The 24029-nt window shown below is 63.5% G+C and carries 23 protein-coding genes; 11 read left to right on the top strand and 12 right to left on the bottom strand.

Annotated elements, in window-relative coordinates:
- Positions 1-50: 50 nt before the first annotated feature.
- Both ACYU8T_RS00115 and ACYU8T_RS00110 read right to left on the bottom strand, forming a co-directional pair.
- Positions 51-2045, bottom strand: a complete 1995-nt coding sequence (locus tag ACYU8T_RS00115) for a TonB-dependent receptor family protein (protein ID WP_461158137.1) — start codon at positions 2043-2045, stop codon at positions 51-53.
- Positions 2046-2156: 111 nt separating this feature from the next.
- Entirely contained in the window at positions 2157-2567 is a 411-nt protein-coding gene (locus ACYU8T_RS00110) for a hypothetical protein (protein WP_461158136.1), read from the bottom strand.
- A 97-nt stretch (positions 2568-2664) separates the two neighbouring features.
- Between ACYU8T_RS00110 and ACYU8T_RS00105 the strand changes: the two genes are divergently transcribed.
- From ACYU8T_RS00105 to ACYU8T_RS00095, 3 genes are all read left to right on the top strand, one after another.
- Positions 2665-3075, top strand: a complete 411-nt coding sequence (locus ACYU8T_RS00105) for a MerR family transcriptional regulator (protein ID WP_097090829.1) — start codon at positions 2665-2667, stop codon at positions 3073-3075.
- A 39-nt stretch (positions 3076-3114) separates the two neighbouring features.
- Entirely contained in the window at positions 3115-4917 is a 1803-nt protein-coding gene (locus ACYU8T_RS00100; RefSeq protein WP_461158135.1) for an acyl-CoA dehydrogenase C-terminal domain-containing protein, read from the top strand.
- A gap of 108 nt (positions 4918-5025) precedes the next feature.
- Positions 5026-6111 carry an alpha/beta hydrolase fold domain-containing protein gene (locus ACYU8T_RS00095; RefSeq protein WP_461158134.1) on the top strand — a complete coding sequence of 362 codons (1086 nt, stop codon included), beginning with the start codon at positions 5026-5028 and terminating at the stop codon, positions 6109-6111.
- A 75-nt stretch (positions 6112-6186) separates the two neighbouring features.
- On the opposite strand, the gene dnaJ is transcribed toward ACYU8T_RS00095, so the two are convergent.
- Together dnaJ and dnaK are read right to left on the bottom strand one after the other, a co-directional pair.
- Positions 6187-7317: a molecular chaperone DnaJ gene (dnaJ, locus tag ACYU8T_RS00090; protein WP_097090826.1), complete on the bottom strand. Its 1131-nt coding sequence runs from the start codon at positions 7315-7317 to the stop codon at positions 6187-6189.
- A gap of 137 nt (positions 7318-7454) precedes the next feature.
- Entirely contained in the window at positions 7455-9353 is a 1899-nt protein-coding gene (gene dnaK / locus ACYU8T_RS00085; protein ID WP_097092660.1) for a molecular chaperone DnaK, read from the bottom strand.
- A gap of 166 nt (positions 9354-9519) precedes the next feature.
- Here dnaK and ACYU8T_RS00080 point away from each other — a divergent pair, with 166 nt between their 5' ends.
- From ACYU8T_RS00080 to ACYU8T_RS00070, 3 genes are read left to right on the top strand one after another with little or no spacing between them, the layout of a single operon-like run.
- Positions 9520-9984 carry a copper chaperone PCu(A)C gene (locus tag ACYU8T_RS00080; RefSeq protein WP_461158133.1) on the top strand — a complete coding sequence of 155 codons (465 nt, stop codon included), beginning with the start codon at positions 9520-9522 and terminating at the stop codon, positions 9982-9984.
- Positions 9981-10445 carry a vgr related protein gene (locus ACYU8T_RS00075; protein ID WP_461158132.1) on the top strand — a complete coding sequence of 155 codons (465 nt, stop codon included), beginning with the start codon at positions 9981-9983 and terminating at the stop codon, positions 10443-10445. The genes ACYU8T_RS00080 and ACYU8T_RS00075 overlap by 4 nt, the downstream gene beginning before the upstream one ends.
- 27 nt (positions 10446-10472) lie before the next feature.
- A complete protein-coding gene (locus tag ACYU8T_RS00070; RefSeq protein WP_461158131.1) occupies positions 10473-10823 on the top strand; it encodes a hypothetical protein in 351 nt (116 codons plus the stop codon).
- 12 nt (positions 10824-10835) lie between these two features.
- Here the strand turns inward: ACYU8T_RS00070 and ACYU8T_RS00065 are convergent, their stop codons facing one another.
- Together ACYU8T_RS00065 and ACYU8T_RS00060 are read right to left on the bottom strand one after the other, a co-directional pair.
- A complete protein-coding gene (locus ACYU8T_RS00065; RefSeq protein WP_461159705.1) occupies positions 10836-11840 on the bottom strand; it encodes a S66 peptidase family protein in 1005 nt (334 codons plus the stop codon).
- A 26-nt stretch (positions 11841-11866) separates the two neighbouring features.
- Positions 11867-12310, bottom strand: a complete 444-nt coding sequence (locus ACYU8T_RS00060) for a cupin domain-containing protein (protein WP_461158130.1) — start codon at positions 12308-12310, stop codon at positions 11867-11869.
- 50 nt (positions 12311-12360) lie between these two features.
- On the opposite strand from ACYU8T_RS00060, the gene dapE reads away from it, so the two are divergent.
- Positions 12361-13503 carry a succinyl-diaminopimelate desuccinylase gene (gene dapE, locus ACYU8T_RS00055; protein ID WP_461158129.1) on the top strand — a complete coding sequence of 381 codons (1143 nt, stop codon included), beginning with the start codon at positions 12361-12363 and terminating at the stop codon, positions 13501-13503.
- A 3-nt stretch (positions 13504-13506) separates the two neighbouring features.
- Here the strand turns inward: dapE and ACYU8T_RS00050 are convergent, their stop codons facing one another.
- The 4 genes from ACYU8T_RS00050 to ACYU8T_RS00035 form a co-directional block, all read right to left on the bottom strand.
- On the bottom strand, positions 13507-15183 hold the full coding sequence (locus tag ACYU8T_RS00050) for a putative bifunctional diguanylate cyclase/phosphodiesterase (RefSeq protein ID WP_461158128.1): 1677 nt from the start codon (positions 15181-15183) through the stop codon (positions 13507-13509).
- Between the two features lie 98 nt (positions 15184-15281).
- The gene (locus ACYU8T_RS00045; protein ID WP_461158127.1) at positions 15282-15815 is read right to left on the bottom strand and encodes a Smr/MutS family protein; all 534 of its coding nucleotides are present in this window, start codon (positions 15813-15815) and stop codon (positions 15282-15284) included.
- Between the two features lie 12 nt (positions 15816-15827).
- Positions 15828-17081 (bottom strand): murein transglycosylase A, encoded by a 1254-nt coding sequence (mltA, locus tag ACYU8T_RS00040; RefSeq protein WP_461158126.1) that lies wholly within the window; start codon positions 17079-17081, stop codon positions 15828-15830.
- Positions 17078-17734 (bottom strand): Tim44/TimA family putative adaptor protein, encoded by a 657-nt coding sequence (locus tag ACYU8T_RS00035; RefSeq protein ID WP_097090816.1) that lies wholly within the window; start codon positions 17732-17734, stop codon positions 17078-17080. Before ACYU8T_RS00035 ends, mltA begins: the two co-directional genes overlap by 4 nt.
- Before the next feature lie 186 nt (positions 17735-17920).
- On the opposite strand from ACYU8T_RS00035, the gene secB reads away from it, so the two are divergent.
- From secB to ACYU8T_RS00015, 4 genes are all read left to right on the top strand, one after another.
- Positions 17921-18421 carry a protein-export chaperone SecB gene (secB, locus tag ACYU8T_RS00030; RefSeq protein WP_201515144.1) on the top strand — a complete coding sequence of 167 codons (501 nt, stop codon included), beginning with the start codon at positions 17921-17923 and terminating at the stop codon, positions 18419-18421.
- A gap of 115 nt (positions 18422-18536) precedes the next feature.
- Positions 18537-20132 (top strand): murein biosynthesis integral membrane protein MurJ, encoded by a 1596-nt coding sequence (murJ, locus tag ACYU8T_RS00025; RefSeq protein WP_097090814.1) that lies wholly within the window; start codon positions 18537-18539, stop codon positions 20130-20132.
- 16 nt (positions 20133-20148) lie between these two features.
- Positions 20149-21153, top strand: a complete 1005-nt coding sequence (trpS, locus tag ACYU8T_RS00020; protein WP_097090813.1) for a tryptophan--tRNA ligase — start codon at positions 20149-20151, stop codon at positions 21151-21153.
- Positions 21154-21284: 131 nt separating this feature from the next.
- Entirely contained in the window at positions 21285-21932 is a 648-nt protein-coding gene (locus tag ACYU8T_RS00015) for a DUF4136 domain-containing protein (RefSeq protein ID WP_097090812.1), read from the top strand.
- Between the two features lie 41 nt (positions 21933-21973).
- Here the strand turns inward: ACYU8T_RS00015 and ACYU8T_RS00010 are convergent, their stop codons facing one another.
- Together ACYU8T_RS00010 and dnaA are read right to left on the bottom strand one after the other, a co-directional pair.
- On the bottom strand, positions 21974-22579 hold the full coding sequence (locus tag ACYU8T_RS00010) for a peptidylprolyl isomerase (RefSeq protein ID WP_461158125.1): 606 nt from the start codon (positions 22577-22579) through the stop codon (positions 21974-21976).
- Positions 22580-22616: 37 nt separating this feature from the next.
- On the bottom strand, positions 22617-24029 hold the full coding sequence (gene dnaA, locus ACYU8T_RS00005) for a chromosomal replication initiator protein DnaA (protein ID WP_461158124.1): 1413 nt from the start codon (positions 24027-24029) through the stop codon (positions 22617-22619).

Below are 24029 nucleotides of genomic sequence, written 5' to 3'. Positions count from 1 at the left end.
CGCATTTGCCGCCCCGCTCCACCCCCTCATGAGGATAGGCCGACACCTTTTCAGAGACGCGCGCGCAGCCCGGCATAGATGGCACGTCGCTCAATGGGGTAGAAGGCGACACTGGCTTCGTTCGCCGCTGTCTGCGGATCGTCCCGCTTGTAGTTGACGAGCGCTCCTATGTCGCCGACCGCTCGCTTGCCCGTCAGGTTGCGGGCGTCGATGAAGAGACTGACAGCTTTCGTCAGCTGCGCCTGCGCCCCGAGGTTGAACGTGGCATAGCCGTCGACCCGCTTGCTGTTGGCATAATCCACCCAGGCACCCTGTGGGACCCATTCGACGGCCGGAGCGATGCTGGCGCGATCCGTCCCCAACCTCAGTTCGGCCCGGTAGAAATGGCGCGGCACGACGGGGAGGCGATTGTTGCCAAACTGCGCGTCGCCCCGAAATCGGAAATCGCTATATTGATAAACCTGCCGCAACGCCGTCCAAGGCGATATCTTCAACTCTAGCGCTGCCTCCACACCCTGATGCCGCGTCCGGCCCGCGTTGAAGGTGGCAGCCGGGATAACGCCCGGCTGAACACTATATTGAAGCAATTCGCCCTTCAGGTCCGCACGGTAGATGCTTAGATCCCACCGCGCCGGACCCAAGCTGCCGCGCGTGCCTATTTCCGCCGTCCAGGCCCGTTGCGCGTCAAGCGGCGTGAAGCCAGGCAATGCCACTCCGCCCGAGCCGACCGCTGTTTGCCCCAATTCGATGAAGCCCGGGAGTTCCACCGACCGACTATAATTGGCGTAGAACTGCACCGCTTGAGACGGTTCAAACAACAGCCCGAATTTTGGAGCGAAACTATCAAACTTCGCCTCCCCGCTACGTGCAGGGGCAAGGCGGTTGTCAAGTCGTCGTTCGCCATGCGTGTGGACGCCGCCTGCGATCAGCCATAATCCCCGAACGGGCGCTATCCTCGCTTCCGCATAGCTGTTAATCGTCTGAGCACGCGCCTTCTGGATGGAGGTGGGAACACCTGCCTTACCATTGATGTTCACGAACTGCCGGAAGTCGCCATGACCAAAGCGCGCCTGCGTGCCGAGCGTGATTCCGACCGGAAGCCCTCGTATGTCGCCCGCCAGTTCCAGGCTCGCGAACAGCCCGCGGTCTTCGGATTTCTGATCCACCACCTGGTAGATGGGATGATCCAGCGCCTTCGCGTTGAAATAGGCGCCAAATGCAAATTGTCCGCCGTCCAGCTGCACCGTGGTCCGGTTTTGAAAGCGGATCGAATCGATGTTCCTCGCCTGATCCCCTGCGAAATTACCGCGCGCCGGGTCGTTCAGAGCATCCACTTCGTTCAATGCGCCCGACAATTTTTGCCTTATCGACTGTGCGCTGACGTAGAAGCGGGTTCCCACACGCTCGCTGAGCTTGACCCCGACATTGCCGTTGAAGCGCAACGCACGCCTCTCGCCATGAGCGCGGTCACCATCGGACCGGTCGGCGGTAATTGCTGCCCAGGCATCTCCACGGTCATCCGCATAGCCATAGGCGGCCTTGGCCCGGAGCTTATCAAAAGAACCGCCATCGACGCGCAGTTCAGCCCCAGACGCTGTCCGCCCGGTCGGCGTCACTGCGTTGATCGCGCCGCCCAGCGTCGATCCACCAAGCCGCAGAGCATTGCCGCCGCGATACACCTCCAGATGCTGGAAAACCTGCGGGTCCAGTTCCTGAAAGTCCCCATTGTCATCGGCCATGTTGATGGGAATGCCATCCTGCAACAGGGTCAAGCCGCGCATATGGAAGCCTCGCGAAAGGCCAGAGCCGCGGATCGAAATCCGAACCTCCTGCCCGAAGCGGGGCTGCGTGTAGACGCCAGCCGAAAAGGCGAGCGCATCGCGCAGCGATACGGCCAGCTTGTCCTCGAAATCCTTGGCAGTGACGATATCGGCGCCGCCAGCGGTACGGCTGATATTGGCGGCGGCATCCTCAGGGGTCGAGGCAGCCGTAACAACGATGCGGCCTTGATCGCCCGCCTCATCAGCCAGGGCGGGTACGGACATCAGAGAACAGGCAAGTGCGCACAGCGAAACGCTGCGCAAAGCGGTAGGTGCAGACATGAATTCATCCTCATGAAAAATCGTGCCGCGGTCAGCGCGGCATAAGCGGCATTGTCAGGAGGAATGAGGGGGACCGGATGATGGAGGGGGGGGCGCCGCCAGCCTGGCGATCAGCCCGGTTTTGAGGGCAAAGGCGATGGGCCCGAAAACCGTCTGCCAGGCTGGCAGGGGCACATCGGCCAATAGCAAAGGCGGCACCATCGGCTGCACTGATGTGGCGAAAGGGCAATGCTGCTGAATAGGGCCGCCCTCATCGGGTGAATGATGCACCTTGCCGGGCGCCTCTTCGCGATCCACCATGACGCGGACGGCGCCCTGACCGGTGCAAAGCGTCACCATCACGCCGTGCGAGGTCCGTACCGGCATGAAACCGGCAGGCGTGACGAGCTGGATCGCGAGGACAAGCAGCCCCAACGCGGCCAAAAGGCCGCGCGCAAGTTCTGATCGTCTGATCGCCCCCGTCATGGAAAGCCGCTTAGCTCCCCCAGCCCACCCTGTCATCAGGCCAAATCGTCCCAGATCACACTTGACGTTAACGTAAAGCCCTCCTAGCTAAGGCGCCATGGACCAGCGCAGCAGCATCGCGGGCATTGAGCTGCCCGATCACAAGGAACGGCAAAGCTACACGATAACCGACCTGTCCGAGGAGTTCGGCGTCACCGCGCGCGCGCTCCGCTTCTATGAGGATGAAGGATTGATCGCACCCGAGCGCCAAGGCTTGGCGCGCATCTATTCCCGCCGCGACCGCGCGCGCCTCGCCTGGATCCTCCGCGGCAAGAGGGTCGGCTTCAGCCTGGCCGACATTCGCGAGATGATCGACCTTTACGACGCGGATGAAGAACATGAGGAGCAGCGGCGAGTCACGGTCGCCAAATGCAAGGCGCGTATCGAACTGCTCACCCGCCAGAAAAGCGATATCGACGCCGCAATCGCGGAACTGTCGGACTTCGTAACCGCTCTCGACAGACCGTGACACTTCGCCCTGCCAAGAAAAGAAACATCGGAGAAGATCATGCCCAGCTATTCAGCCCCCATCCGCGAAACCCGTTTCGTCCTCGACCATGTGGTAGGGCTTGAACGCTACGCAAACCTGCCGGGCTTTGAGAGCGCGACGCCGGATCTTGTCGACGCGATTCTGGCGGAAGGCGGCAAGATAGCGGAGGAGGTGCTCTTCCCGCTCAACGCGGTGGGCGACAAGGAAGGCTGCGTCCGCCATTCCGATGGCAGCGTGACCACGCCTCCCGGCTTCAAGGAGGCGTTCGACACCTATGTCGAGGGCGGCTGGACCACGCTGCATGCGCCTGTGGAATATGGCGGACAAGGCTTGCCCAACGTCGTCGCATCCGCGGTCGGGGAATATGTGCTTTCGGCCAATCACAGTTTCGAAATGTATCACGGCCTGACGAGCGGAGCTGTCTCCGCCTTGCTCGCGAAAGGCAGCGAAGAACAGAAGCAGAAATATATCCCCAACATGGTGTCGGGCAAATGGACTGGCACGATGAACCTGACCGAGCCGCATGCGGGCACGGACCTGGGCCTGATCAAGACCAAGGCGGTGAAGCAGGATGACGGCAGCTATTCGATCACCGGCACGAAAATCTTCATTTCGTCGGGCGAGCAGGACCTCACGGAGAATATCATCCACCTGGTCCTCGCCAAGACACCCGATGCGCCGGAAGGCAGCAAGGGCATTTCGCTCTTCGTCGTTCCCAAGGTTCTGGTGAATGATGACGGCTCTTTGGGTGAGCGTAATGCGGTCTCCTGCGGGTCATTGGAACATAAGATGGGCATCCACGGCAACGCGACCTGCGTCATGAATTATGACGGAGCGAAAGGCTGGATCGTGGGCGAGGAGAATAAGGGCCTTGCCGCCATGTTCATCATGATGAATGCCGCGCGGATGTGGGTCGGCATGCAGGGGCTGGGACAGGCCGAGGTCGCTTTCCAGAACGCGGTCCATTATGCTCGCGACCGGCGGCAGGGCCGGGCGCTGACCGGGCCTCAAGACAAGGATGAGAAAGCCGACACTCTCTTCGTCCATCCTGACGTACGCCGTATGCTGATGGAAGCCAAGGCACTGACGGAGGGACTGCGGGCGCTGATGCTCTGGGGTGCGCTTCAGGTCGATCTGGCGCATCATGCCGCGACGGATGAGGAGCGGCAGGCCGCTGACGATCTGGTCCAGCTGTTGACCCCCGTGCTGAAAGGCTATGGCACCGACAAGGGCTTTGACGTTGCGGTCATGTGCCAGCAGGTTTTCGGCGGTCATGGCTACATCTGGGAGAATGGCGCAGAACAATATGTGCGCGATGCTCGCATAGCCCAGATTTACGAGGGCACTAATGGCGTTCAGGCGATGGATCTTGTCGGCCGCAAGCTGCCCATGAACGGCGGCAGGGCGTTGCAGGCTTTCCTGAAGATCGTCGCTGACGAGGTAGCTGAAGCGAAAGGCAATGCGCGGCTGGCGGGGGTGGCGGAAGCGCTGGAGAAAGCGAGCGGACAGCTAGGCGCGGCGACCATGTGGCTGATGCAGAACGCGATGCAGAACCCCGACAATGCCGGGGCTGGCGCGGTGCATTACATGCACATATTGGGGATTGTCTCGACCGGCCTGATGTGGCTGCGCATGGCGAAGGCGGCGGCTGAGTTGCTGGAGGCGGGCGAAGGCGATGCGCGCTTTTTGGAAGCGAAGCTGGTGACGGCGCGGTTTTTTGCGGAACGGGTCATGCCGGATGCCGGGGCGTTGCGGCGCAAGATCGAGGGCGGGGCGGAAAGCTTGATGGCGATCGATCCGGACATGTTCCTGGCGGCTTGAGGGTGAAGCTGAAATTGATTTAAAGAATGAAGTAGCGAGAAAAACGCTTTCCCGACGTATAATAGCACGGTATCGTTCTATTGTGAGCTGGCGATCAGGGCGGGGGAGATGGCGATGCGTCATGTGAAGAAGCTTGCGGGGCTGCTGGCGCTGTGCGCTGTACAGGGCACCGGTTTCACCCAGACGCCGCCTGCCAAGCCGAACCCGATCGAAACTGATGGGACGGTGAACGTCCCCGCATTCCGCCTTCCCCCGTCCGTCTATCTGAGCGAGGAGGCGAAGAAGGCGCTTCCACGGCGTCCGTTGGATGCCAACGATATGCTCACCCAGCTGATCGAAAAGAAGCGCGTTCCCGCGACCCGGGAGATGATGACGCGCGGCGCGGCTTCGATGATCCGCAAGCTGGCGGAGGAATATCGGGTCAACTATCGCGAGGTCACGGTTGGCGGCGTCCACGGCTATCTGATCACGCCTGACAAGCGGAGCGGCCGGGGCAAGAATGGCAACATCCTGATCAACCTTCCCGGCGGCGGCTTCATCGTGGCGAACGCTGCAGCAGGCGGATTGCAGGGATCCATCCCCTTGGCGAGCCGGACCGGATTTGAGGTTCTGACGATCGACTACCGGCAGGCGCCCGAAGCTGTCTTCCCGGCGGCGAGCGAGGATGTGGCGGCGGTCTATCGGGAATTGCTCAAGACGCGCAAGGCTTCGCAGATCGGCATTTTCGGCAGTTCGGCCGGTGGGCTGCTGACAGCCCAGGCGATCGCCTGGTTCCAGCATGTGAAGCTGCCCGCGCCCGGCGCGGCGGGGATATTCTGCGCGTCGGCGGATGCGCGATGGGCGGGCGACAGCTGGTACACATTCAAGCCCATGCAGGGCCTGACCACGCCCGCAACGCTCGACGAGCGTTTCTATTATGGCAATCACGACCTGCTCGACCCGCTCATGTCGCCGATCATGTCGAGCGACACGCTGCGCTATTTCCCGGCTACCTTGTTGGTGACCTCGATGCGCGCGGGCGAAGTCAGCGCTGCGGTCAACACCCATCGCGAATTGATCAAGGCGAAGGTGAAGGCCGACCTGCATGTCTGGGACGGGCTGGACCATTGTTTCTTCGCCAACCGAAATCTGCCCGAGGCGCAGGAGGCGCTGGATGTGATGACGGAGTTCTTCCAGAAGAACCTGCGGAAATAATCACCCTTCGACAAAAGGAAAGCCGGGGACGGCCTTTCCGCACCCGGCTTCATGCATTGGCAGCAGCGAAGCGCCTTATTCTCCCCACAGCTCCTTGAGCTTGCTGAAGAAGCCGGTCGACTGCGGACATTCCTCGCCGGTTTCGGTTTCCCGGAAGGCTTCCAGCAATTCCTTCTGCTTGGCGGTCAAGCGAGTGGGCGTTTCGACATCGACCTGGATGACAAGGTCGCCCTGCCCTCGCCCGTTCAGCACCGGCATGCCCGCGCCGCGTTGGCGGATCTGCTTGCCGGACTGGATGCCGCTCGGGATCTTGATCTCATGCCGCTGGCCGTCGAGGCCGGGCACTTCGATGCAGCCGCCAAGCGCCGCCGTGGTGAAGCTGACGGGCGCGCGGCAGAAGAGGGTCGTGCCGTCCCGTTCGAACAGCGAATGCCGCTTCACATGCAGGAAGATGTAGAGGTCGCCAGCAGGAGCGCCGCGCGCGCCCGCCTCGCCTTCGCCGGACAGGCGGATGCGGGTGCCTTCATCAACGCCCGCCGGGATGTTGACGGACAGCGTCTTGGGCTTGTCCACGCGTCCTTCGCCGCGACAGGTGCGGCAGGGGCTTTCGATGACCTGACCTGCGCCATGGCAGCCGGGGCAGGTGCGCTCGACCACGAAGAAGCCCTGCTGCGCCCGCACCTGGCCATGACCGCCGCACGTGCCGCAGGTCTTGACCCCGGTGCCGGGCTGCGCGCCCGATCCATCGCAGCTTTCGCAAGGGGCGGAGACTTCGATCTCGATCTCGGTCTTCTTGCCATGATAGGCTTCGTCGAGCGTGATCTCCATGTCATAGCGCAGGTCCGCGCCGCGCCGCTGCGTCTGACGACCCCCGCCACCAAAGCCGCTCTGGCCGAAGATCGTTTCGAATATGTCGCCGAGATCGGAAAAGCCGCCCGCGCCACGGCCATTGAAGCCACCACCGCCATTCTGGGCATTGGTGTAGGCCGCATGGCCATAACGGTCGTAAGCGGCGCGCTTCTGCGGGTCTTTCAGACATTCATAGGCTTCGGAGACCGCCTTGAACTTGGCCTCGCTGTCGGTGCACCCGCCAGTGCGATCCGGATGATATTTCATCGCGAGCTTGCGATAGGCGCTCTTTATCGCGTTCCCATCAGCTGTGCGCTCGACTTCGAGCAGTTCGTAATAATCCACTTCGGTACTCATTAAAAAGCCCTCTCCCCTTCAGGGGAGAGGGTTGGGAGAGGGGCAATGCGGAACGTTAGATATCCTGTTGCCATCGCCACCTCTTCTAACCCCCTCTCCCCGGCCCTCTCCCCTGAAGGGAAGAGGGAGGGGGTCTGTTACGCCTTGTTGTCGTCGACTTCCGAAAATTCAGCATCGACGACATCGTCATCAGCCTTGGGCGCTTCGGCACCCGGAGCCGCGGCCTGGGCCTGCTCCTTTTCATAGATCGCCTGGCCAAGCTTCATCGCGACCTGGGCGAGTTCCTGCGCCTTGGCCTTCATCGCTTCAGCGTCGCCACCCTCGACAGCCGACTTGGTCGCGGCGATCGCGGTTTCGATTTCGGACTTGAGGCTTGGCTCCACCTTGTCGCCATGCTCATTGAGCTGCTGTTCGGTGGTGTGGATCAGGCTTTCGGCGTTGTTCTTCGCCTCTGCGCCTTCACGCCGCTTCTTGTCCTCTTCGGCGAAGCGTTCGGCGTCCTTGACCATCTGATCGATGTCAGCGTCGCTGAGGCCGCCCGAAGCCTGGATGCGGATCTGCTGTTCCTTGCCCGTGCCCTTGTCCTTGGCATGGACGTTGACGAGGCCGTTGGCGTCGATGTCGAAGGTGACTTCGATCTGCGGCACGCCACGCGGCGCGGGCGGGATGCCAACCAGGTCGAACTGGCCGAGCAGCTTGTTGTCCGCCGCCATTTCACGTTCGCCCTGGAAGACGCGGATGGTCACCGCCTGCTGATTGTCGTCAGCGGTCGAATAGACTTGGCTCTTCTTGGCGGGGATCGTCGTGTTACGGTCGATCATGCGGGTGAACACGCCGCCCAGCGTCTCGATGCCGAGGGAGAGCGGAGTGACGTCGAGCAGCAGCACGTCCTTGACGTCGCCCTGAAGCACGCCCGCCTGGATCGCCGCGCCCATGGCGACGACTTCGTCCGGGTTGACGCCGGTATGCGGTTCCTTGCCGAAGAACTCCTTCACGGCCTCGCGCACCTTGGGCATGCGGGTCATGCCGCCGACGAGGACGACTTCGCTAATCTCGCTCGCGGAGATGCCAGCGTCCGCCATCGCCTTCTTGCAGGGCTCCATGGTGCGCTTGATGAGGTCGGTCACCAGACGCTCCAGATCGGCGCGGGTGATGTTCTTCACCAGATGCTTGGGGCCATTCTGGTCAGCGGTGATGAAGGGCAGGTTGACTTCGGTCGACTGAGCCGAGGACAGTTCGATCTTCGCCTTTTCAGCCGCTTCCTTCAGACGCTGGAGCGCCAGCTTGTCCTTGGTGAGGTCGATGCCCTCATCCTTCTTGAAGCCTTCGGCGAGATATTCGACCAGCTTGGCGTCGAAATCTTCGCCGCCAAGGAAGGTGTCGCCGTTGGTGGACTTCACTTCGAACACGCCATCGCCGATTTCGAGGATCGAGATGTCGAAGGTGCCGCCGCCAAGGTCATAGACCGCGATCGTCTTGCCGTCCTGCTTCTCAAGGCCATAGGCGAGCGCCGCCGCCGTGGGCTCGTTGATGATACGCAGCACTTCGAGACCCGCGATTTGGCCGGCGTCCTTCGTCGCCTGACGCTGGGCATCGTTGAAGTAAGCCGGGACGGTGATGACCGCCTGCGTGACCGTTTCGCCGAGATAGCTTTCGGCGGTTTCCTTCATCTTCTGCAGCGTGAAGGCGGAAATCTGCGAAGGCGAATAATCCTTGCCGCCCGCCTGGACCCATGCGTCGCCATTGCCGCCCTTCACGATGTGATAGGGGACAAGCTCCATGTCCTTCTTGGTGGTCGGATCGTCGAAGCGGCGGCCGATCAGGCGCTTCACCGCGAAAATCGTATTGTCCGGATTGGTGACGGCCTGACGCTTGGCAGGCTGGCCGATCAGGCGCTCGCCATCCTTGGTGAAGGCCACGATCGACGGCGTGGTGCGCGCGCCTTCCGCATTTTCGATCACCTTGGGCTTGCCGCCGTCCATCACAGCCACGCAGCTGTTGGTGGTGCCAAGGTCAATGCCGATTACTTTTCCCATCTTGTCCTCTTCAAACCCCAAATCACATCAGCGGTTGACGGCCCCATACCTCACGAAAGCGCCAAGGCAAGGCCGTTTGCGGATGGGATATAGGCGCGATCTTCCTTGGCACAAGAAGCGCGGACGATTACCGTAACAACCGACCGGAAATCACGAAAGTTCTCCGATGCGCGCACCCTTGTCCCTTTTTGCCTTGGCTACTCCCTTTGCACTTGCGGCCTGCGGCGATCCTGCCCCGACCTATATAGATCAGGCCTGGGTGCGGCTCAGCCCCAACAAGGACACGCCTTCGGCCGGTTATTTTGTCGCCCATGGCGGCGATACGGCGACGCAGTTGCGCGGCGTGCTGACCGATTATGCGCTCAAGGTCGAGATGCATGAAAGCATGGATCATGGCGGCACGATGAAGATGCAGAAGATCGACGCGGTCGACATTCCCGCCAAGTCGAAGGTCGCCTTTGCACCCGGCGGCAAGCATCTGATGATCTGGGGCATCAACGACACGGCGGTCAGCCGCGGCAAGATGAGCTTTACCTTCCTCCTTGCCAATGGCGACCGCCTGCTGGTGGATGCCGTGATCCAGAAGCCCGGAGCGCCTGCACCGAAGGCCGGGGAGCCCGCCAAGCATTGACCAGCCGGAGCCTGACGCCGGGAGAGGTGGCGCTCGCCCGATCGGTGTTCGGCGACGCGATCGCCTATGACCGGGTGCGGGCGCATAATCGCAAATGGTGGCCCTTCCAGCCTGCTCGAGTCACCATGTCGCCCGATGGCGATATCTGGTTCAACCCCAGGAGCGGCCTGTTTTGCGATGATTTTTGCGGGTCGGCGCTTCACCTGCAGGGGCATTTCATCCACGAAATGACCCATGTCTGGCAGGCGCAACGGGGCGGCAAATGGTATCTGCCGCTGATGCGCCACCCCTTTTGCCGCTATGGCTACGACATCGTGCCGGGGCGGCTGTTCGAGCGCTATGGGCTTGAGCAACAGGCGGAGATCGTGCGCCATGCCTTCCTGATGCGCCGGGGTGCGCGGGTGGAGGGAAAGCCGCCTTTGCCGGTTTATGAAGAGCTGATCCCCTTCGTCCGCGCCTGAGCGATGAACATCTGCTAAGCTATCCGCATGCGGCTGCTCACCCCCCTCATGCCCCTGGCGGCTTTCTTCGCGACGCCGACACTGGCGGAGACTGCGCCTGCGGGACGGGCCGGTCACTATTATCTGCGTGGCGTCATGGAAACCGGATCGGAGCTGATGCTTCGGCCGGACGGGCGCTTTCAATGGTATCTCGTCTATGGCGCGCTTGATCTGTTTGCCGAAGGGCGCTGGCGGGAAGTGGATGGCACGGTGCGGCTTGAGGCGGAGCCGACGAAGGATGTGCCGCAGCCCGGCTTCGACACGCTCATCCTGACCATCAGGGGAAAGGAACTGGTGCCGCCGGACGGGCGAGGTGCCTATGCCCGCCCTGCGGAATAGGCGGACTGAGCTTTAGCTGACGGCTGGTTCGAGCAGGCGGATGCTGCCCGCATCGGCATCGATTTCGGCGCGCACGCCGAGCGGCAGGCTGAACTGGTTCGCCACATGGCCGATGGCGGCGCCCTGAAAGGCGGGGATGCCGAGGGGCCGGAGATGTTGCTCAAGCACCTGCGACAGGGTGAAGCCGCCATAGGAGGGGCCTGTCGCGCCGCAACTCGTGCACTGGCCGAACACCAGCCCGGCCAGCTTGCGCAGCACGCCCGCGAGCGACAATTGGGTCAGCATCCGGTCGATCCGGTATGGCGCTTCGTCCACATCCTCCAGGAACAGGATGGCGCCTGTGAAATCGGGGAGCCAGCCTGTTCCCATGAGCGCCGTCAGCACGGTGAGGTTGCCGCCCAGCAACCGGCCGCTCGCCCGCCCCCCGCCGAATGTGCGGGTGCGGCCGCCCAGCGGGACCAGCCGATCCTCTTTCGCCTGCGGGTTGGTCAACAGGGGCGTGCCGCCGTCAAAGGCGATCGCCCGGAACGCGTCCCAGGTGAAGCGCGGCCAGCTGCTGGCGGCGTTCGGGCCATGGATCGTGGTAAAGCCCGCGCGTGCGGCGAAGGCCATGTGCAAGGCGGTGATGTCGCTGAACCCTATCAGCAGCTTTGGGTTGGCGCGGATGGTGGTAAAATCGAGATAGGGCAGGATGCGGGCGCATCCCCAGCCGCCGCGCACCGCGAATACGGCCTTTACCTCGCGGTCGGCGAACATCGCGTTCAGATCGGCTGCGCGATCTTCATCCTTGCCCGCGAGATAGCCGTGGCGCTCGAGCAGGTGCCGGGCGGGCTTGGGCTTAAGGCCCATCGCGACGATCGTTTCCTTCACCACATCCAGATCGAACAGGTCGTCGGTGAAGCCCGCCGGTTCCACAAGGCCGACGACATCGCCAGGGCGCAAGCGCGGCGGCTTTACGAGGTCAGGCGGTGGCGCTTTCGCGGCCATCACGGCAGCCCCCATGCCCGCCAGCATCATCCGCCTGTCGAACGCTGGACAGCCGCTCAAAAGGCGCTCCCATCCTTGCGCTGATAGCCTCCCCTCGACCATCGAAGGTCGATGTCGGGATAGTGCGCATCCCCCTTCGGCACGCGCCCGAAGGCGAGGAATTCGCAATCGCCGTCACTTTCGTTGACGAGATGATGGCCATTGGGCTCGCCCTTGGGGAAGGCGGCCATGTCGCCTGCCTGCATGGCGAAGCGGCCTTCATCCTCGATCAGCACGGCGTTCCCGCTCAGCATGACGACGAATTCATCCTCATCTTCATGCCAGTGACGCTGCGACGAAGCGGCGCCGGGTTTCAGCACCACATGGCTGACGCCGAAGTCTGCAAGGCCGGAGCCCGGCCCCAGTCTTCGCACCCATCGCCCCTCCACCACAACCGCATAGGGATCGGGATAGCCGGTCCTGTTGGTCTGTTCCATGGCTGCAAGATCGATCTTGGGCATGATCTTTTCCTCCGCTGGCAAAGGCGCTCGGCTTTCGCTAACGCAGCGCCATGAGCATGACCAGCACCAATGCCGATGTAGTGGACATAGCGCGCAAGCTGATTGCCTGCCCTTCGGTGACGCCCGCCCGGGGTGAAGTCTTCGCGGTCCTTGAAGCGATGCTGGTGCCGATGGGCTTCACCGTCGATCGCTTTGTCACCGGAGAAGCACCCGATGGGCCGGTGGAAAACCTGCTTGCCTGGCGGACGACGGGCGCGGGCCCGCACTTCGCTTTCGCGGGGCATCTGGACGTGGTGCCGCCGGGCGACGGCTGGACGAGCGATCCCTTTGCGCCGGAGCTTCGCGGCGACCTGCTCCATGGCCGTGGCGCGGTCGACATGAAAGGGTCGATCGCCGCCTTTGTCGCTGCCCTTGCCCGCGTTCCCGATGATGTGCCGGGGACCGTCAGCCTCATCATCACCGGCGATGAGGAAGGCCCGGCGGTTTACGGCACGCTGGCGCTGATGGACCGCATGGCAGCGCACGGATTGCGGCCCGACCTTTGCCTGGTCGGCGAGCCGACTTCCTCCCAGCGGCTGGGCGACGTCATCAAGGTCGGGCGGCGCGGCTCGGTCAACATGTGGATAAAGGTGGACGGCGTGCAGGGGCATGTCGCTTATCCGCACCTGGCCGACAATCCGGTTCCGCGCCTCGTCCGCATCCTCGCGGCGATCGATGCCGTGGTCCTGGATGAGGGCACGGACTGGTTCCAGCCGAGCAATATCGAGATCACGGATCTGGAGGTCGGGAATCCCGCCACCAATGTCATTCCAGCGGCCGCCCATGCCCGCATTTCCATCCGCTTCAACGACCAGCATAGCGGCGCGCAACTGATCGAGCGGATCAGCGCGATTGCGGCGACCGAGGGGGGTATCCTCACCGCGAAGATCAGCGGCGAGCCGTTCTTGACGGAACCAGGCGCGCTCTCCAGCCTTGTGGCGGGCGCGATCAAGGACGTGACGGGGGTCGAGGCGGAGCTTTCCACCACCGGCGGCACATCGGACGCGCGTTTCCTCTCCCGCCTTTGCCCGGTGGTGGAGTTCGGGCTGAACAATGCAACGATGCACAAACTGGATGAGGCCGTGGCGGTGCAGGACCTTGAGGACCTGACCCGGATCTACGCCCTCGTCATCCGCAGCGCACTGGCGGCCTGATCGTCAAACGGTGCGGCGCTGGCCTAGCGGCGAAAGGGCGAAGCGGGACAGATAGTCCTGCTCGCTCATCGGCCGGGCGAAATGATAGCCCTGGAACAGGGTGCAGCCGATGACGCGCAGCATTTCCATCTGCGCTTCGGATTCGACGCCTTCGACCACGACTTCCATCCCCAGCCCCTGGATGAGGCCGACGACGGCGCTGCAGATCGTGCGCGCTTCCGCCGAAATGGCGATGTCGCGCACCAGACTGCGGTCGATCTTGACGCGATCGACGGGGAGTTCCTTCAGGCGCGAGAGGTTCGAATAGCCGGTTCCGAAATCGTCGATGGCGATCCGCACGCCTTCGTCGCGCAACGCCTTCAACTGGCCAAGCACGCGGCTGTCCATTTCCATCGCCAGCGATTCGGATATTTCCAGCTCCAGCATCTGCGGGGGCGTTTGATGCGCGGCCATGGCGTGCCGCAGGCGCAGGAAGAAATCCGCTTGCGACAATTCCCTTGAGGAGATGTTGACCGCGATACGCTGGCCGATGTCGGCCTTAGACCAGCGTGCCGCGGTCTCGCACACCCGTCCCATGACCCAGTCACCCAGCGCCACGATCGCGCCGCTTTCCTCCGCGACGGGCACGAAGAAGCCCGCCATGACCATGTCGCGTTCGGGATGGGCCCAGCGGATCAGCGCCTCCGCCGTGACGATCCGGCCGCTGGTGGCCTCGACCTGAGGCTGGAACTCCAGAATGAACTCATCCCGCTGCAAGGCCAGCAGCAAGTCCCTTTCCAGCTCGGCGCGATCGGCGGCTTCCAGCGCCAGTTCGGCGGTGAACATCTCTGCCCGGTTCCGCCCTTCATGCTTGGCGTGATACATGGCGATGTCCGCCGAACGCAGCAATGCGGACAGGGTGTCGCCATGGTCGGGATAGCAGGCGATACCGATCGATGCGCCCAGTTCTATATGCTGGCTGCCAAGGTCGAAGCGCTCGCTGAGCGCGAACTGGATCGCGCGCGCGATGCGGATGGCCGATTCGCGGCCGGGCAGTTGAGGGAAGAACATCGTGAATTCGTCACCTGCCAAGCGCCCGATGACGGCATCGCTGATCCCGGCGCTGACCTGCGCCATGACGACTTCGCGCAGGCGGCCCGCGACACGCGCAAGCAACTGGTCGCCCGCCGCATGGCCCAGCGTGTCATTGACGCCCTTGAACCCATCGAGGTCGATGAAGAACAAGGCGGCCGAAGCCACGTCGTCGCGCTCCGCCAACAGCCTCTCGACTTGCCGGCAGAAGCTTGTGCGGTTCGCAAGGCCAGTCACCTGATCGAACAGGGCGAGCGTCTGAACATGGTCGAGATTGGTGCGCACCTGACTGAACAGGCTGGTCATCGCAACCGACAGGTCGGGTAATTCCGCCACGATTTCGGGCGGCACGGGGGATTGCAGGTCGCCATGGGCGGCCGCGACCAGTCTTTCCGTCGCCCGATCGATCGCGCTGGCGGCCGCGACGACAGCCTGGCGGGCCGATACCCAGCTCATCGTGCCGCACAAAATCGCTACGATGAGCGATCGGCCTATGCCCAGGATGTCGGTCGCCTGCCCCTGCCCCAGCACGAGCGACAGGATGAACACCAGCGCCCCCGCGGCGCAGGCGAAGGCGGTGGCGCGGCTTTTCAATGTCACGCCCTGCATGTGCCTCCCGCCCAGAGCGTAGCTCGACAATGAGCCACGGATGGGCTGGTTATGGCCAATGCTGGTTAAGAAAAGGTCATTGGCGCGCGTCGCCCCGGCTATTTTTTGCGCCGCAATATGATGTAGATGGCGCCCGTGCCGCCATGCCGTGGATGGGCCTGGCGGACGCTGGCGATACGGTCCGCATAGGCGCTTGTTTCAAGCCAGTGGCCGATCTCTCCGCGAATTGCGCCGCGCCGGGATTGCTGGCTGGAAGCCGAGAGTTTCGGGGGCTTGCCAGTGATGATCAGCAGGATCCGGTGATCGCGCGCCAATGCCGATGACAGCGCCTGATTGAGCCTGGCATGGGCGCTCGACAGGCTGTGTCCGTGCAGGTCGACCGTCATGTCCGGCGTCAACGTACCGCTGCGGATGCGGCGTTCCCAGCTTGTATCGAGCATGGTTGCCGGAGCGCGGGCGGAGGGGGCATCGACTGGCCGGGGGGACAGCGGGGTCGCGCTTCGACCAGTGGAGATCGCAACGGGCCGCTCGGTGAGGGCCTCAGGTCGCGGGCGCGGACGGAGTGGCCTCACCGACTGCGTCAGGGTGTTCCAGATTGCCTGTTCGTCTGAAGACAGATGCCGCCGGGCCATCGCCAGCCACGCTTATTGCTGTGCGAGACGCGCCGCCGATCCGATCGGCAACAGGATCAATGCGCTGCCGCGTGCCGACATGCCGCCCGCTATTTCCCGGGCTCGCTTGCCTGCTCCCCAAAAGCTGTCGAAACGGTTGGCGCCCTTGATGGCGCCGCCGGTATCCTGCGCGATCCAGATGCCATTGGGCTCCGCACGATCGAGGGACAGCAGCACGGGCGCGCCGAGGGGAACATAGCGGGGATCGGCGGCCACCGTCGCTTCTGCCGTCACCGGCACGCCCAGCGCGCCCAGCGGTCCGGCCCCCGTCAACTCCCGGAAGAAGACGAAGCTTTTATTCTCGTTCATGATCTGCGCACCCTCCGCGGGATTGGCGCGCAGCCATGCCATGATATCCTGCATCGACCCGGCCTGGATCAGCCCGCGATCCTTCATGAGCTTGCCGATCCCGGTGTAATCGCGGCCGTTCTGCCCATCATAGCCGATCCGCATGACCCCGCCGTCGGGCAGCAGCAGCCGTCCGCTTCCCTGCACCTGGAGGAAGAAGAACTCGACGGGATCGGCGGCCCAGGCAAGTTCCAGACCCCGGCCTGCCAGAGAGCCCGCCACGATCTGCGCGCGATCGTCAAAGGGTACGAAGTTGGTCCCCTGCACCTTGCCGCGAATGGTCTTGCCCTTCAGGCTGTCGCTGAACAGGCCGAGATTGACGTCGATCAGGTCCGGCGGGCGGCGATAGATCGGCACCTCATAGCCGGGCTGCCGGACGCGCGATCCGGAGATTTCCGGCTCATAATAGCCGGTGACGAAGGCCGTGCCGGAGCCGACCTGCACCGCTTCGAAATAGCGGGAGAAAAATTCATTGGCGCTCGCTTCGGGCCAGCTGGAGGCGGCGGCGCACGCGCTGTTCCAGTCCGATCCCTGGGTCAGGCCGCTCTGGTCCGTGCGCTTCATCAGCGAGGGGCAGGAAATCCGGAATGCCTCGAGCGCCTTGCGCGCACGATCGCCGGGCTGGATCAGGGACGTGACATCGGGCCCGCGCGTTATGCCTGCGGCGAGAGCATTTTCCGTCGTTGCGGCGGGCGGTGCCGGCGTGGCTGTCGGCAGAGTGGGGCGCGGGGTCGCCGGGACGGGCTGCGCCGCGACGTCCGATCCACGTACCGGGCCGGATGGAGCCGGGCCTGACGCGCCAGGCGGAATGACACCGCCCGCGCACGCCGACAGCAGCAGCGCGGCACAGGTCGCCGCCCACGCCTGCCGGAAGCTCATGCAGCCTCGTCGGTTTCGCTGAGCTTCCAGTTGGGATCGGTGCTGCGCAGGTCGCGCGTGAAAGTCCAGATATCGTTGGTGCTGACCGCGTCGGTGAGCGACCCGGCGACGACATTGCCGTCCTTGTCCCTGGTTACGGCGGCGATGTCCGCTTCGAACCGCAGCGACACTTCGGCGATGCGCCCGTTCACATGGGCGCCGACGATCTGCGCCTTGTCGATGCGCACCAGCCGGTTGTCGAGCACATGACCCGCCGCCTCCCGCTGCGCAATCGCCTCTTCGAACGAGGTCAGCACGTCCGTGTCGCACAGCCATTCCAGCTCCGACCGGTCGCCGCGCCAGAAGGCTTCGAGCACCATCTTGTATGCCGCCTTCGCGCCATCCACGAATTGCGGCACGTCGAAGGTCCGGTCCGCCGCGATCAGCGCGCGCACGCCCGCTTCGCCGCCGGGCGCGATCAAGCCGTCTGCCAGACGAACCGAATCGCCGGGCATGTCCGATACCGGACGCGGCTGAAGCACGGTGACCTTCGCTCTTTCCTCCGCCGGGCGCAGCGCAGGCTCCTGCTCATGCCCTGTCCGCTTTCCCAGCACGGAATAGAGCCGCAGCGCCAGGAAACCGGCGATGAGCGCGAGGATGACGATTACATACACGGGCCGAGGCACCCTTTAGTTTAGATCTGAAACCACAACGCAGCCAACATAGGCATGTTTCCGCCCATATTCAAATGGCGCCTTTCGGCAGGCGGCATTGCCCTGCCCGGCCGCCCCTGCTAAGCGCACGGGCCACTGTCCCAAGGCTTTTCGCCAGCGGACCAACAGGAAAATCAGGGAACAGAGATGGCCGACGATGCCGATACGATCCAGACCAGCGCGGGCAACGGCGCGGACACGAGCCCGCAGATCGCGCTCATCAGCCAATATGTGAAGGACCTCTCGTTCGAGAACCCCAATTCGCCGGCCGTCTACCAGTGGCCCGATCAGCCGCAGATCGACGTTCAGTTCAACATCGGCGCCGACAAGGTGGGTGATGAGGTCGTCGAGGTTTCTCTGAAGATCGAAGTGAAGGCGACCGCGCCTCAGGGCACGGCTTTCGCGGTCGAACTGCTCTATGCCGCCCTCTTCGGCATGCGCAACGTGCCGGACGACCAGTTGCAGCCGTTCATGCTGGCCGAAGCGCCGCGGCTGATCTTCCCCTTCGCCCGCCGCGTTCTGGCCGATGCGATCCGTGACGGCGGCTTCCCGCCATTGCTGCTCGACCCGATCGACTTTGGCGGCCTGTATGAGCAGCAGGCTCAGGCGATCGCGCAGACGGCGGGCGAGCCGGCCGGTCACGCCTGAGCCTGGGAATGACCTTCATTTCCGTTCGCCCTGAGCTTGTCGAAGGGCAGTCCTTTTCTTCAGGTAAGAACAGGGCTTCGACAGGCTCAGCGCGAACGGCGATAGAGGTTTTGCCATGAAACTGGTGAAGGCGCTTGGCTCGGTCGGCGGGTTGACGCTTGCCAGCCGCATACTCGCCCTGGTGCGGGATTCGCTGGCGGCGCGCTATGTGGGCGCGGGATTTGCGTCGGACGCCTTCAACGGCGTCGCCTTCCGCCTGCCCAACATGTTCCGCGCGCTCTTTGCCGAGGGGGCCTTTTCCGCCGCCTTCATCCCCATGTTCAACCGCAAGGCGGCAGGGCCCGGAGGCATTGCCGAGGGCTATCATTTCGCCGAGCGCGCCTTGGCCGTTCTGCTGCCCGTGCTGATCTTCTTCACCGTGGCGCTCGTTGCTGCGGCTTGGCCTGTAACATGGCTGCTGTCCGGCGGCTTTTCGCGGCAAAATCCGACGCCGGAACAGTTCGCCTTCGCCGTGCTCCTGTCGCGCATCACCCTGCCCTATCTCGCGCTGATCAGCCTTGCATCGCTTCTGGGCGGCATCCTGAATTCGCTCGACAAATTCTGGGTCAATGCCGCCGCGCCGATCCTGTTGAACCTGGCCATGATCGCGGGGCTGTGGCTGTTCCACGGCGCCAATGAATATGAGACCGCGCGGGTCCAGGCCATTTCCGTGACCGTGGGCGGCGCGCTTCAACTGTTGTGGCTGATATGGGCCTGCCGCCGCGCTGGCGTGTCGATGAAGCTCAAGCGGCCGCGCCTGGATGCCGATGTGCGCGAGTTGTTGCGCCTGATCGTGCCCGCCGCCGCTGGCGCTGGCGCGTCGCAGATCAACCTGCTCATTTCCACCGCCCTGTCGGGGTGGCTGCTCGCGTCGGGATCGATCACTTACATCTATTATGCGGACCGCCTTAACCAGCTGCCGCTCGGCCTGATCGGCATCGGCCTCGGCACCATCTTGCTGCCGACAATCTCGCGCATGCTGTCGACCGGGCAAGAACAGCAAGCGATGGATACCCAGAATCGTGGGATCGAACTGGCGCTGTTCCTGACCCTGCCCGCCACCGTCGCCTTCATCACCGTAGCCGAGCCCATCGTGCGCGGCCTGTTCCAATATGGGCGCTTTACGGCGGAAGATGCGCAGCGGTGCGGATGGGCCTTGTCGGCCTTTTCGATCGGTTTGCCATCCTATGTGCTCGTGAAGGTGCTGACGCCCGGCTATTATGCGCGCGGCGACACGAAAACGCCGGTCCGTTACGCGATGCTGTCGATCCTCATCAACATCATCGGCAATATCACGCTGATCCCCCTGATGGCACGAGCGGGCCTTGGCCATGTCGCGCCGCCGCTGGCGACCGCGCTGTCATCCACAGTCAATGTCGCCATGCTGTATGCGACATTGGTGAAGCGCGGGCATTTTGCGGCGGATGCGCAGCTGCGCAGGCGGTTGCCGCGCCTAGCGGTGGCGGCGGTCGTGATGGGCGGCGCGCTGTTCGCGGGAGAAGAGCTGCTGGACCCATGGCTCGGCGGCGCGATGATCCAGCGCTATATCGGCCTTGCCCTGCTTGTCGGCGCGGGCATAGCGCTTTACGGGGTGGCCTGTTTTCTGACGGGCGCCTATCGGGTGTCCGACCTGAAGGCGCTGATGCGCCGCAGGGGCTCAACCGCAACCTAGAAGAACGGATAGAAACATGCGCGTCCTTTCCGGCATCCAGCCGACCGGTAATCTGCATCTGGGCAATTATCTGGGCGCGATCCGCAACTGGGTGCGGATGCAGGATGAAATGGACGGCGGCAGCCAGTGCTTCTTCTTCCTCGCCGACATGCATTCGATCACCGTGCATGAGGCACGCGAGCAGCGCATCCGCAACGTGCGCGACATGGCGGCGGCACTGGTCGCCGCCGGGATCGATCCCGATCGTTCCGTCCTGTTCAACCAGGCACGGGTGCCCGCCCATGCGGAGCTGTGCTGGTTGCTGAACGGCACGGCGCGGATCGGCTGGCTGAACCGCATGACGCAGTTCAAGGACAAGGTGGGCAAGGACCGCGAGGGAGCCTCGATCGGCCTGTTCGTCTATCCCGTGCTGCAGGCCGCCGATATCCTTGCTTACAACGCCACCCATGTGCCGGTGGGCGAGGACCAGAAACAGCATCTTGAACTGGCGCGCGACATCGCGACCAAGTTCAACACCGATTTCGGCGTCGAGCTTTTCACGCTGCCGGATCCGATCATTCCCAAGGAGTCGGCGCGTATCATGTCCCTGCGCGATGGGACCGCGAAGATGTCCAAGTCGGACCCGTCGGACATGAGCCGCATCAACCTTACCGATGACGATGATGCGATCATGCAGAAGGTGAAGAAGGCGAAGACCGACCCCGAGCCCCTGCCTGAAACGGCCGAAGGCCTAACGGGGCGGCCGGAAGCGGCCAATCTGGTCGGCATCTACGCGACCTTGGCCGGAAGCTCGCCTGACGCCATTTGCGCCGAATTTGCCGGCAAGGGGTTTGGCGCGTTCAAGCCTGCGCTGGGCGAACTGCTGGTCGAAACGCTGCGGCCGATCCGGACGCGCTTTCTGGAATTGCGCACGGATGACGCGGCTCTCGACGCGATCCTGGAAACGGGCGCGGCCAAGGCGCGGGCGGCAGCGGAGCCGACGCTCCGCGCCGCCTATGACGCGATGGGGCTTATGCGCTGAAGTCTGGAACTGCTTCAATGAGCGACCTGCGGCAGCCCGCCCCAGCAGAGCGTTCAAATGATGTTCAGTTGCATTCTGCTATAGCCGGGAGCAAGATTGCACCGAGCCCTTCCAGATTGGGACGCAAGACGATGAAATATATGAAGAAGATCGGCATGGTCGCGGCCCCTGCTCTGGCATTGGTCGCTCTTTCCGGCTGCGCGACATCCTTCAAGGCGGACGTCGCCCGGTTCCAGCAATTGCCCGCTCCGGCTGGGCAGAGCTTCACCGTGGTGGCGGACGATCCCCGGCTCGCTGGCGGTCTGGAATTCGGTCAATATGCAGGGTTGATCGGCCAGCGGCTGACGCAAACGGGCTATACGCCCGCATCGGACCCGGCGCGGGCCGACATGATCGTCCGCGTTGCCTACTATGTCGACAATGGCCGGGAAAAGGTGCGCTCGACCGGCTTCGGACCTGCTGATCCTTATTTCTACGGCGGCTGGGGCTGGCGAGGCCGGTGGGGACGCCCGTGGGGCTATGGCTTTTATGACCCTTGGCTGTTCGGCCCCGGTTACAGCGATGTCAGCAGCTATACCGTTTATACGAGCGACCTCAGCATGAAGATCGATCGGGCAGCGGACAACCGGCGCCTTTTCGAGGGCAAGGCGTCCGCACAGTCGCTGTCGAACAAGCTGACCTATCTTGTGCCCAATCTGATCGACGCCATGTTCACCGGCTTTCCGGGGCAGAATGGCGAAGATGTAAAGATCACCCTGCCACCTGAACGGAAGGGCTGATCTTTCAAGGAACCGCGAGCGGGTTTTGAGCGGTGTCAGGATCAGGGCAGACGGCGTGCGGTGACGATCCGCACGGGTTGCTCCAGCATCTGTCCTTTCATCACGCCCTCGCCGGCCGTGGGCGATTTGGGCGTCGACAGGATCGAGCGGACGGCGTCCATACCTTCCACGACATGGGCGAAAACAGCAAAGCCCTGATTGTCGCCCGGTGAGGCGGGCTGCGCGTCCATGCTCGGCATCTTTCCAAGCACGATGAAGAAGTCGCCGGTTGCGCTGCCGGGCGCATAGCGCGCCATGGACAGCGCGCCGTCATCATGGGTGAGACCGTTTTGCGTGGTCGGCTCATGCGCGATGGGCGGCAGGACGCGGGCGGGATCATTTTGCGTTCCGCCCTGCACGAAACCATAGTCCGCCGTTCCCACAGCCCGGTAGAAGCCGGTTCCGTCCAGTCGCTTCTGATCGACATAGCGCAGGAAGTTGCGCGCGGTGACCGGCGCTTTCGCGATATGAACGGCTATGATGATCCGGCCAGCATTGGTGTCGAGCGCGACCTGAACATCTTGCGCGGGCGGCGAAGCGGGAATCTGCGCAGCGGCCGGGACGAGGGACAGGAAGGCGGCGAGCAGGAGAGCGGCGTGGCGGATCATGGCCTGACCCTAGCCGTTCGCCACCTATTTGTCAGCGTCAGTTTTCCAGCTGCCGCTGCAGCGTGCGAATGTCGGCGTCTATGTCGGCATTGGTCTGCCGCAGTTCCTCGATCGTGCGCACGGCATGGATCACGGTGCTGTGATCGCGGCCGCCGAAGATGCGTCCGATTTCCGGAAGAGAGCGGGGCGTCATCTTCTTGGCGAGGTACATGGCGACCTGCCGGGGCCGCGCGACGGCGCGGGCGCGACGCTTGGAGCGCATTTCGGCGGCGTCGATCTTGTAATGCGCGGCGCAGACCTTCTGGATCTCGTCCACCGTGATGCGGCGCGCGTTGGCGCGCACGGCGTCGGCGAGCATGCTTTGCGCAAATTCCAGATCGACGGAGCGGCCGGTGAGTTGGCCGTAGGCGATGAGTTTGTTGAAAGCGCCTTCCAGCTCGCGGATGTTGGAGCGGATGGAGCGCGCGAGGAAATCGACGACGGCGTCGGGGACCGGCGGATCGCCTGCTATCGCGCGCTTGGCTTCCAGGATGGACAGGCGCAGGTCGAGGTCCGCCGGGCGGATGTCGGCGACCAGGCCGCCCGCGAGCCGGGAGAGGATGCGAGGGTCGATCGAATCGAGCAGCTGCGGCGCGCGATCGGCGGTCACGACGATGCGTGCGCCCGAGTCGATGAGGTCGTTGATGGTGTGCAGGAATTCCTCCTGCGTCGAACCCTTGCCCGCGATGAACTGGATGTCGTCGATCAGCAGCAGGCGGGCGGCGCGCAGACGCGCCTTGAACATCATGGTTTCGTTGGCGCGCATCGCGTTCACGAATTCCATCATGAACCGCTCCGCCGACATGTAGAGGACGGGCGCGCTGGGCGAATGGGTGGAGAAATGCTGGGCGATGGCGTGGAGCAGGTGGGTCTTGCCCTGGCCGGTGCTGCCATGGATGAAGAGCGGGCTGAAGCGCGGCTGCGCTTCTGCGGCAATGGCCTCAGCCGCGGAAAAGGCGAGATGGTTGGATTCGCCCGTGACGAAATCGGCAAAGCTGTGGCGCGGCTGAAAATTGCAGGCGGGCGCGCCCTCGACGGGGATCGGGGCAGCGGTAGCCGGTTCTTCGGCCGGAGCGGATTCGAGCAGGCGCGGGCCGACCGCATTGGGCGCGCGGCGCAGCCTGACCTCGCGGACACCCACGCCAGCGCAGCGCCAGGCCATGCACAGCCGATCGCCAAAATGACCGGAGACGAAATTGGCCGTGAAGTCGGAAGCGAACAGCAGGTCCAGCGTCTGGGATTCCGGGCAATAGTCACCCAGCTGAGCAGCCTTCAGCCACTGGTCGAACATGCGCGGGCCGATGTCGCGGCGAAGCCCGGCGCGGATCGCATCCCACGCCGATTCCAGACGCGCATGATCATGCGATGCCTGAACGCTCGAACTATTCGCCACTGCCGTGAAACCCTTCAT

This window comes from Sphingobium sp. TomMM35A (genome assembly GCF_054771735.1).
This window is presented reverse-complemented; position numbering and strand designations above follow the sequence as displayed.

Bases quoted from the DNA above. Each gene is read 5' to 3' on its own strand.
- murJ (WP_097090814.1), top strand. From the start codon at position 18,537: ATGAAACTGGTGAAGGCGCTTGGCTCGGTCGGCGGGTTGACGCTTGCC.
- ACYU8T_RS00015 (WP_097090812.1), top strand. From the start codon at position 21,285: ATGAAATATATGAAGAAGATCGGCATGGTCGCGGCCCCTGCTCTGGCA.
- trpS (WP_097090813.1), top strand. From the start codon at position 20,149: ATGCGCGTCCTTTCCGGCATCCAGCCGACCGGTAATCTGCATCTGGGC.
- dnaA (WP_461158124.1), bottom strand. From the start codon at position 24,029: ATGAAGGGTTTCACGGCAGTGGCGAATAGTTCGAGCGTTCAGGCATCG.
- ACYU8T_RS00080 (WP_461158133.1), top strand. From the start codon at position 9,520: ATGCGCGCACCCTTGTCCCTTTTTGCCTTGGCTACTCCCTTTGCACTT.
- ACYU8T_RS00045 (WP_461158127.1), bottom strand. From the start codon at position 15,815: ATGGCCCGGCGGCATCTGTCTTCAGACGAACAGGCAATCTGGAACACC.
- ACYU8T_RS00100 (WP_461158135.1), top strand. From the start codon at position 3,115: ATGCCCAGCTATTCAGCCCCCATCCGCGAAACCCGTTTCGTCCTCGAC.
- ACYU8T_RS00110 (WP_461158136.1), bottom strand. From the start codon at position 2,567: ATGACGGGGGCGATCAGACGATCAGAACTTGCGCGCGGCCTTTTGGCC.
- ACYU8T_RS00010 (WP_461158125.1), bottom strand. From the start codon at position 22,579: ATGATCCGCCACGCCGCTCTCCTGCTCGCCGCCTTCCTGTCCCTCGTC.
- dnaK (WP_097092660.1), bottom strand. From the start codon at position 9,353: ATGGGAAAAGTAATCGGCATTGACCTTGGCACCACCAACAGCTGCGTG.
- dnaJ (WP_097090826.1), bottom strand. From the start codon at position 7,317: ATGAGTACCGAAGTGGATTATTACGAACTGCTCGAAGTCGAGCGCACA.
- ACYU8T_RS00115 (WP_461158137.1), bottom strand. From the start codon at position 2,045: ATGTCCGTACCCGCCCTGGCTGATGAGGCGGGCGATCAAGGCCGCATC.
- ACYU8T_RS00060 (WP_461158130.1), bottom strand. From the start codon at position 12,310: ATGCCCAAGATCGATCTTGCAGCCATGGAACAGACCAACAGGACCGGC.
- secB (WP_201515144.1), top strand. From the start codon at position 17,921: ATGGCCGACGATGCCGATACGATCCAGACCAGCGCGGGCAACGGCGCG.
- ACYU8T_RS00065 (WP_461159705.1), bottom strand. From the start codon at position 11,840: ATGATGCTGGCGGGCATGGGGGCTGCCGTGATGGCCGCGAAAGCGCCA.
- ACYU8T_RS00095 (WP_461158134.1), top strand. From the start codon at position 5,026: ATGGCGATGCGTCATGTGAAGAAGCTTGCGGGGCTGCTGGCGCTGTGC.
- mltA (WP_461158126.1), bottom strand. From the start codon at position 17,081: ATGAGCTTCCGGCAGGCGTGGGCGGCGACCTGTGCCGCGCTGCTGCTG.
- ACYU8T_RS00105 (WP_097090829.1), top strand. From the start codon at position 2,665: ATGGACCAGCGCAGCAGCATCGCGGGCATTGAGCTGCCCGATCACAAG.
- dapE (WP_461158129.1), top strand. From the start codon at position 12,361: ATGAGCATGACCAGCACCAATGCCGATGTAGTGGACATAGCGCGCAAG.
- ACYU8T_RS00070 (WP_461158131.1), top strand. From the start codon at position 10,473: ATGCGGCTGCTCACCCCCCTCATGCCCCTGGCGGCTTTCTTCGCGACG.
- ACYU8T_RS00050 (WP_461158128.1), bottom strand. From the start codon at position 15,183: ATGCAGGGCGTGACATTGAAAAGCCGCGCCACCGCCTTCGCCTGCGCC.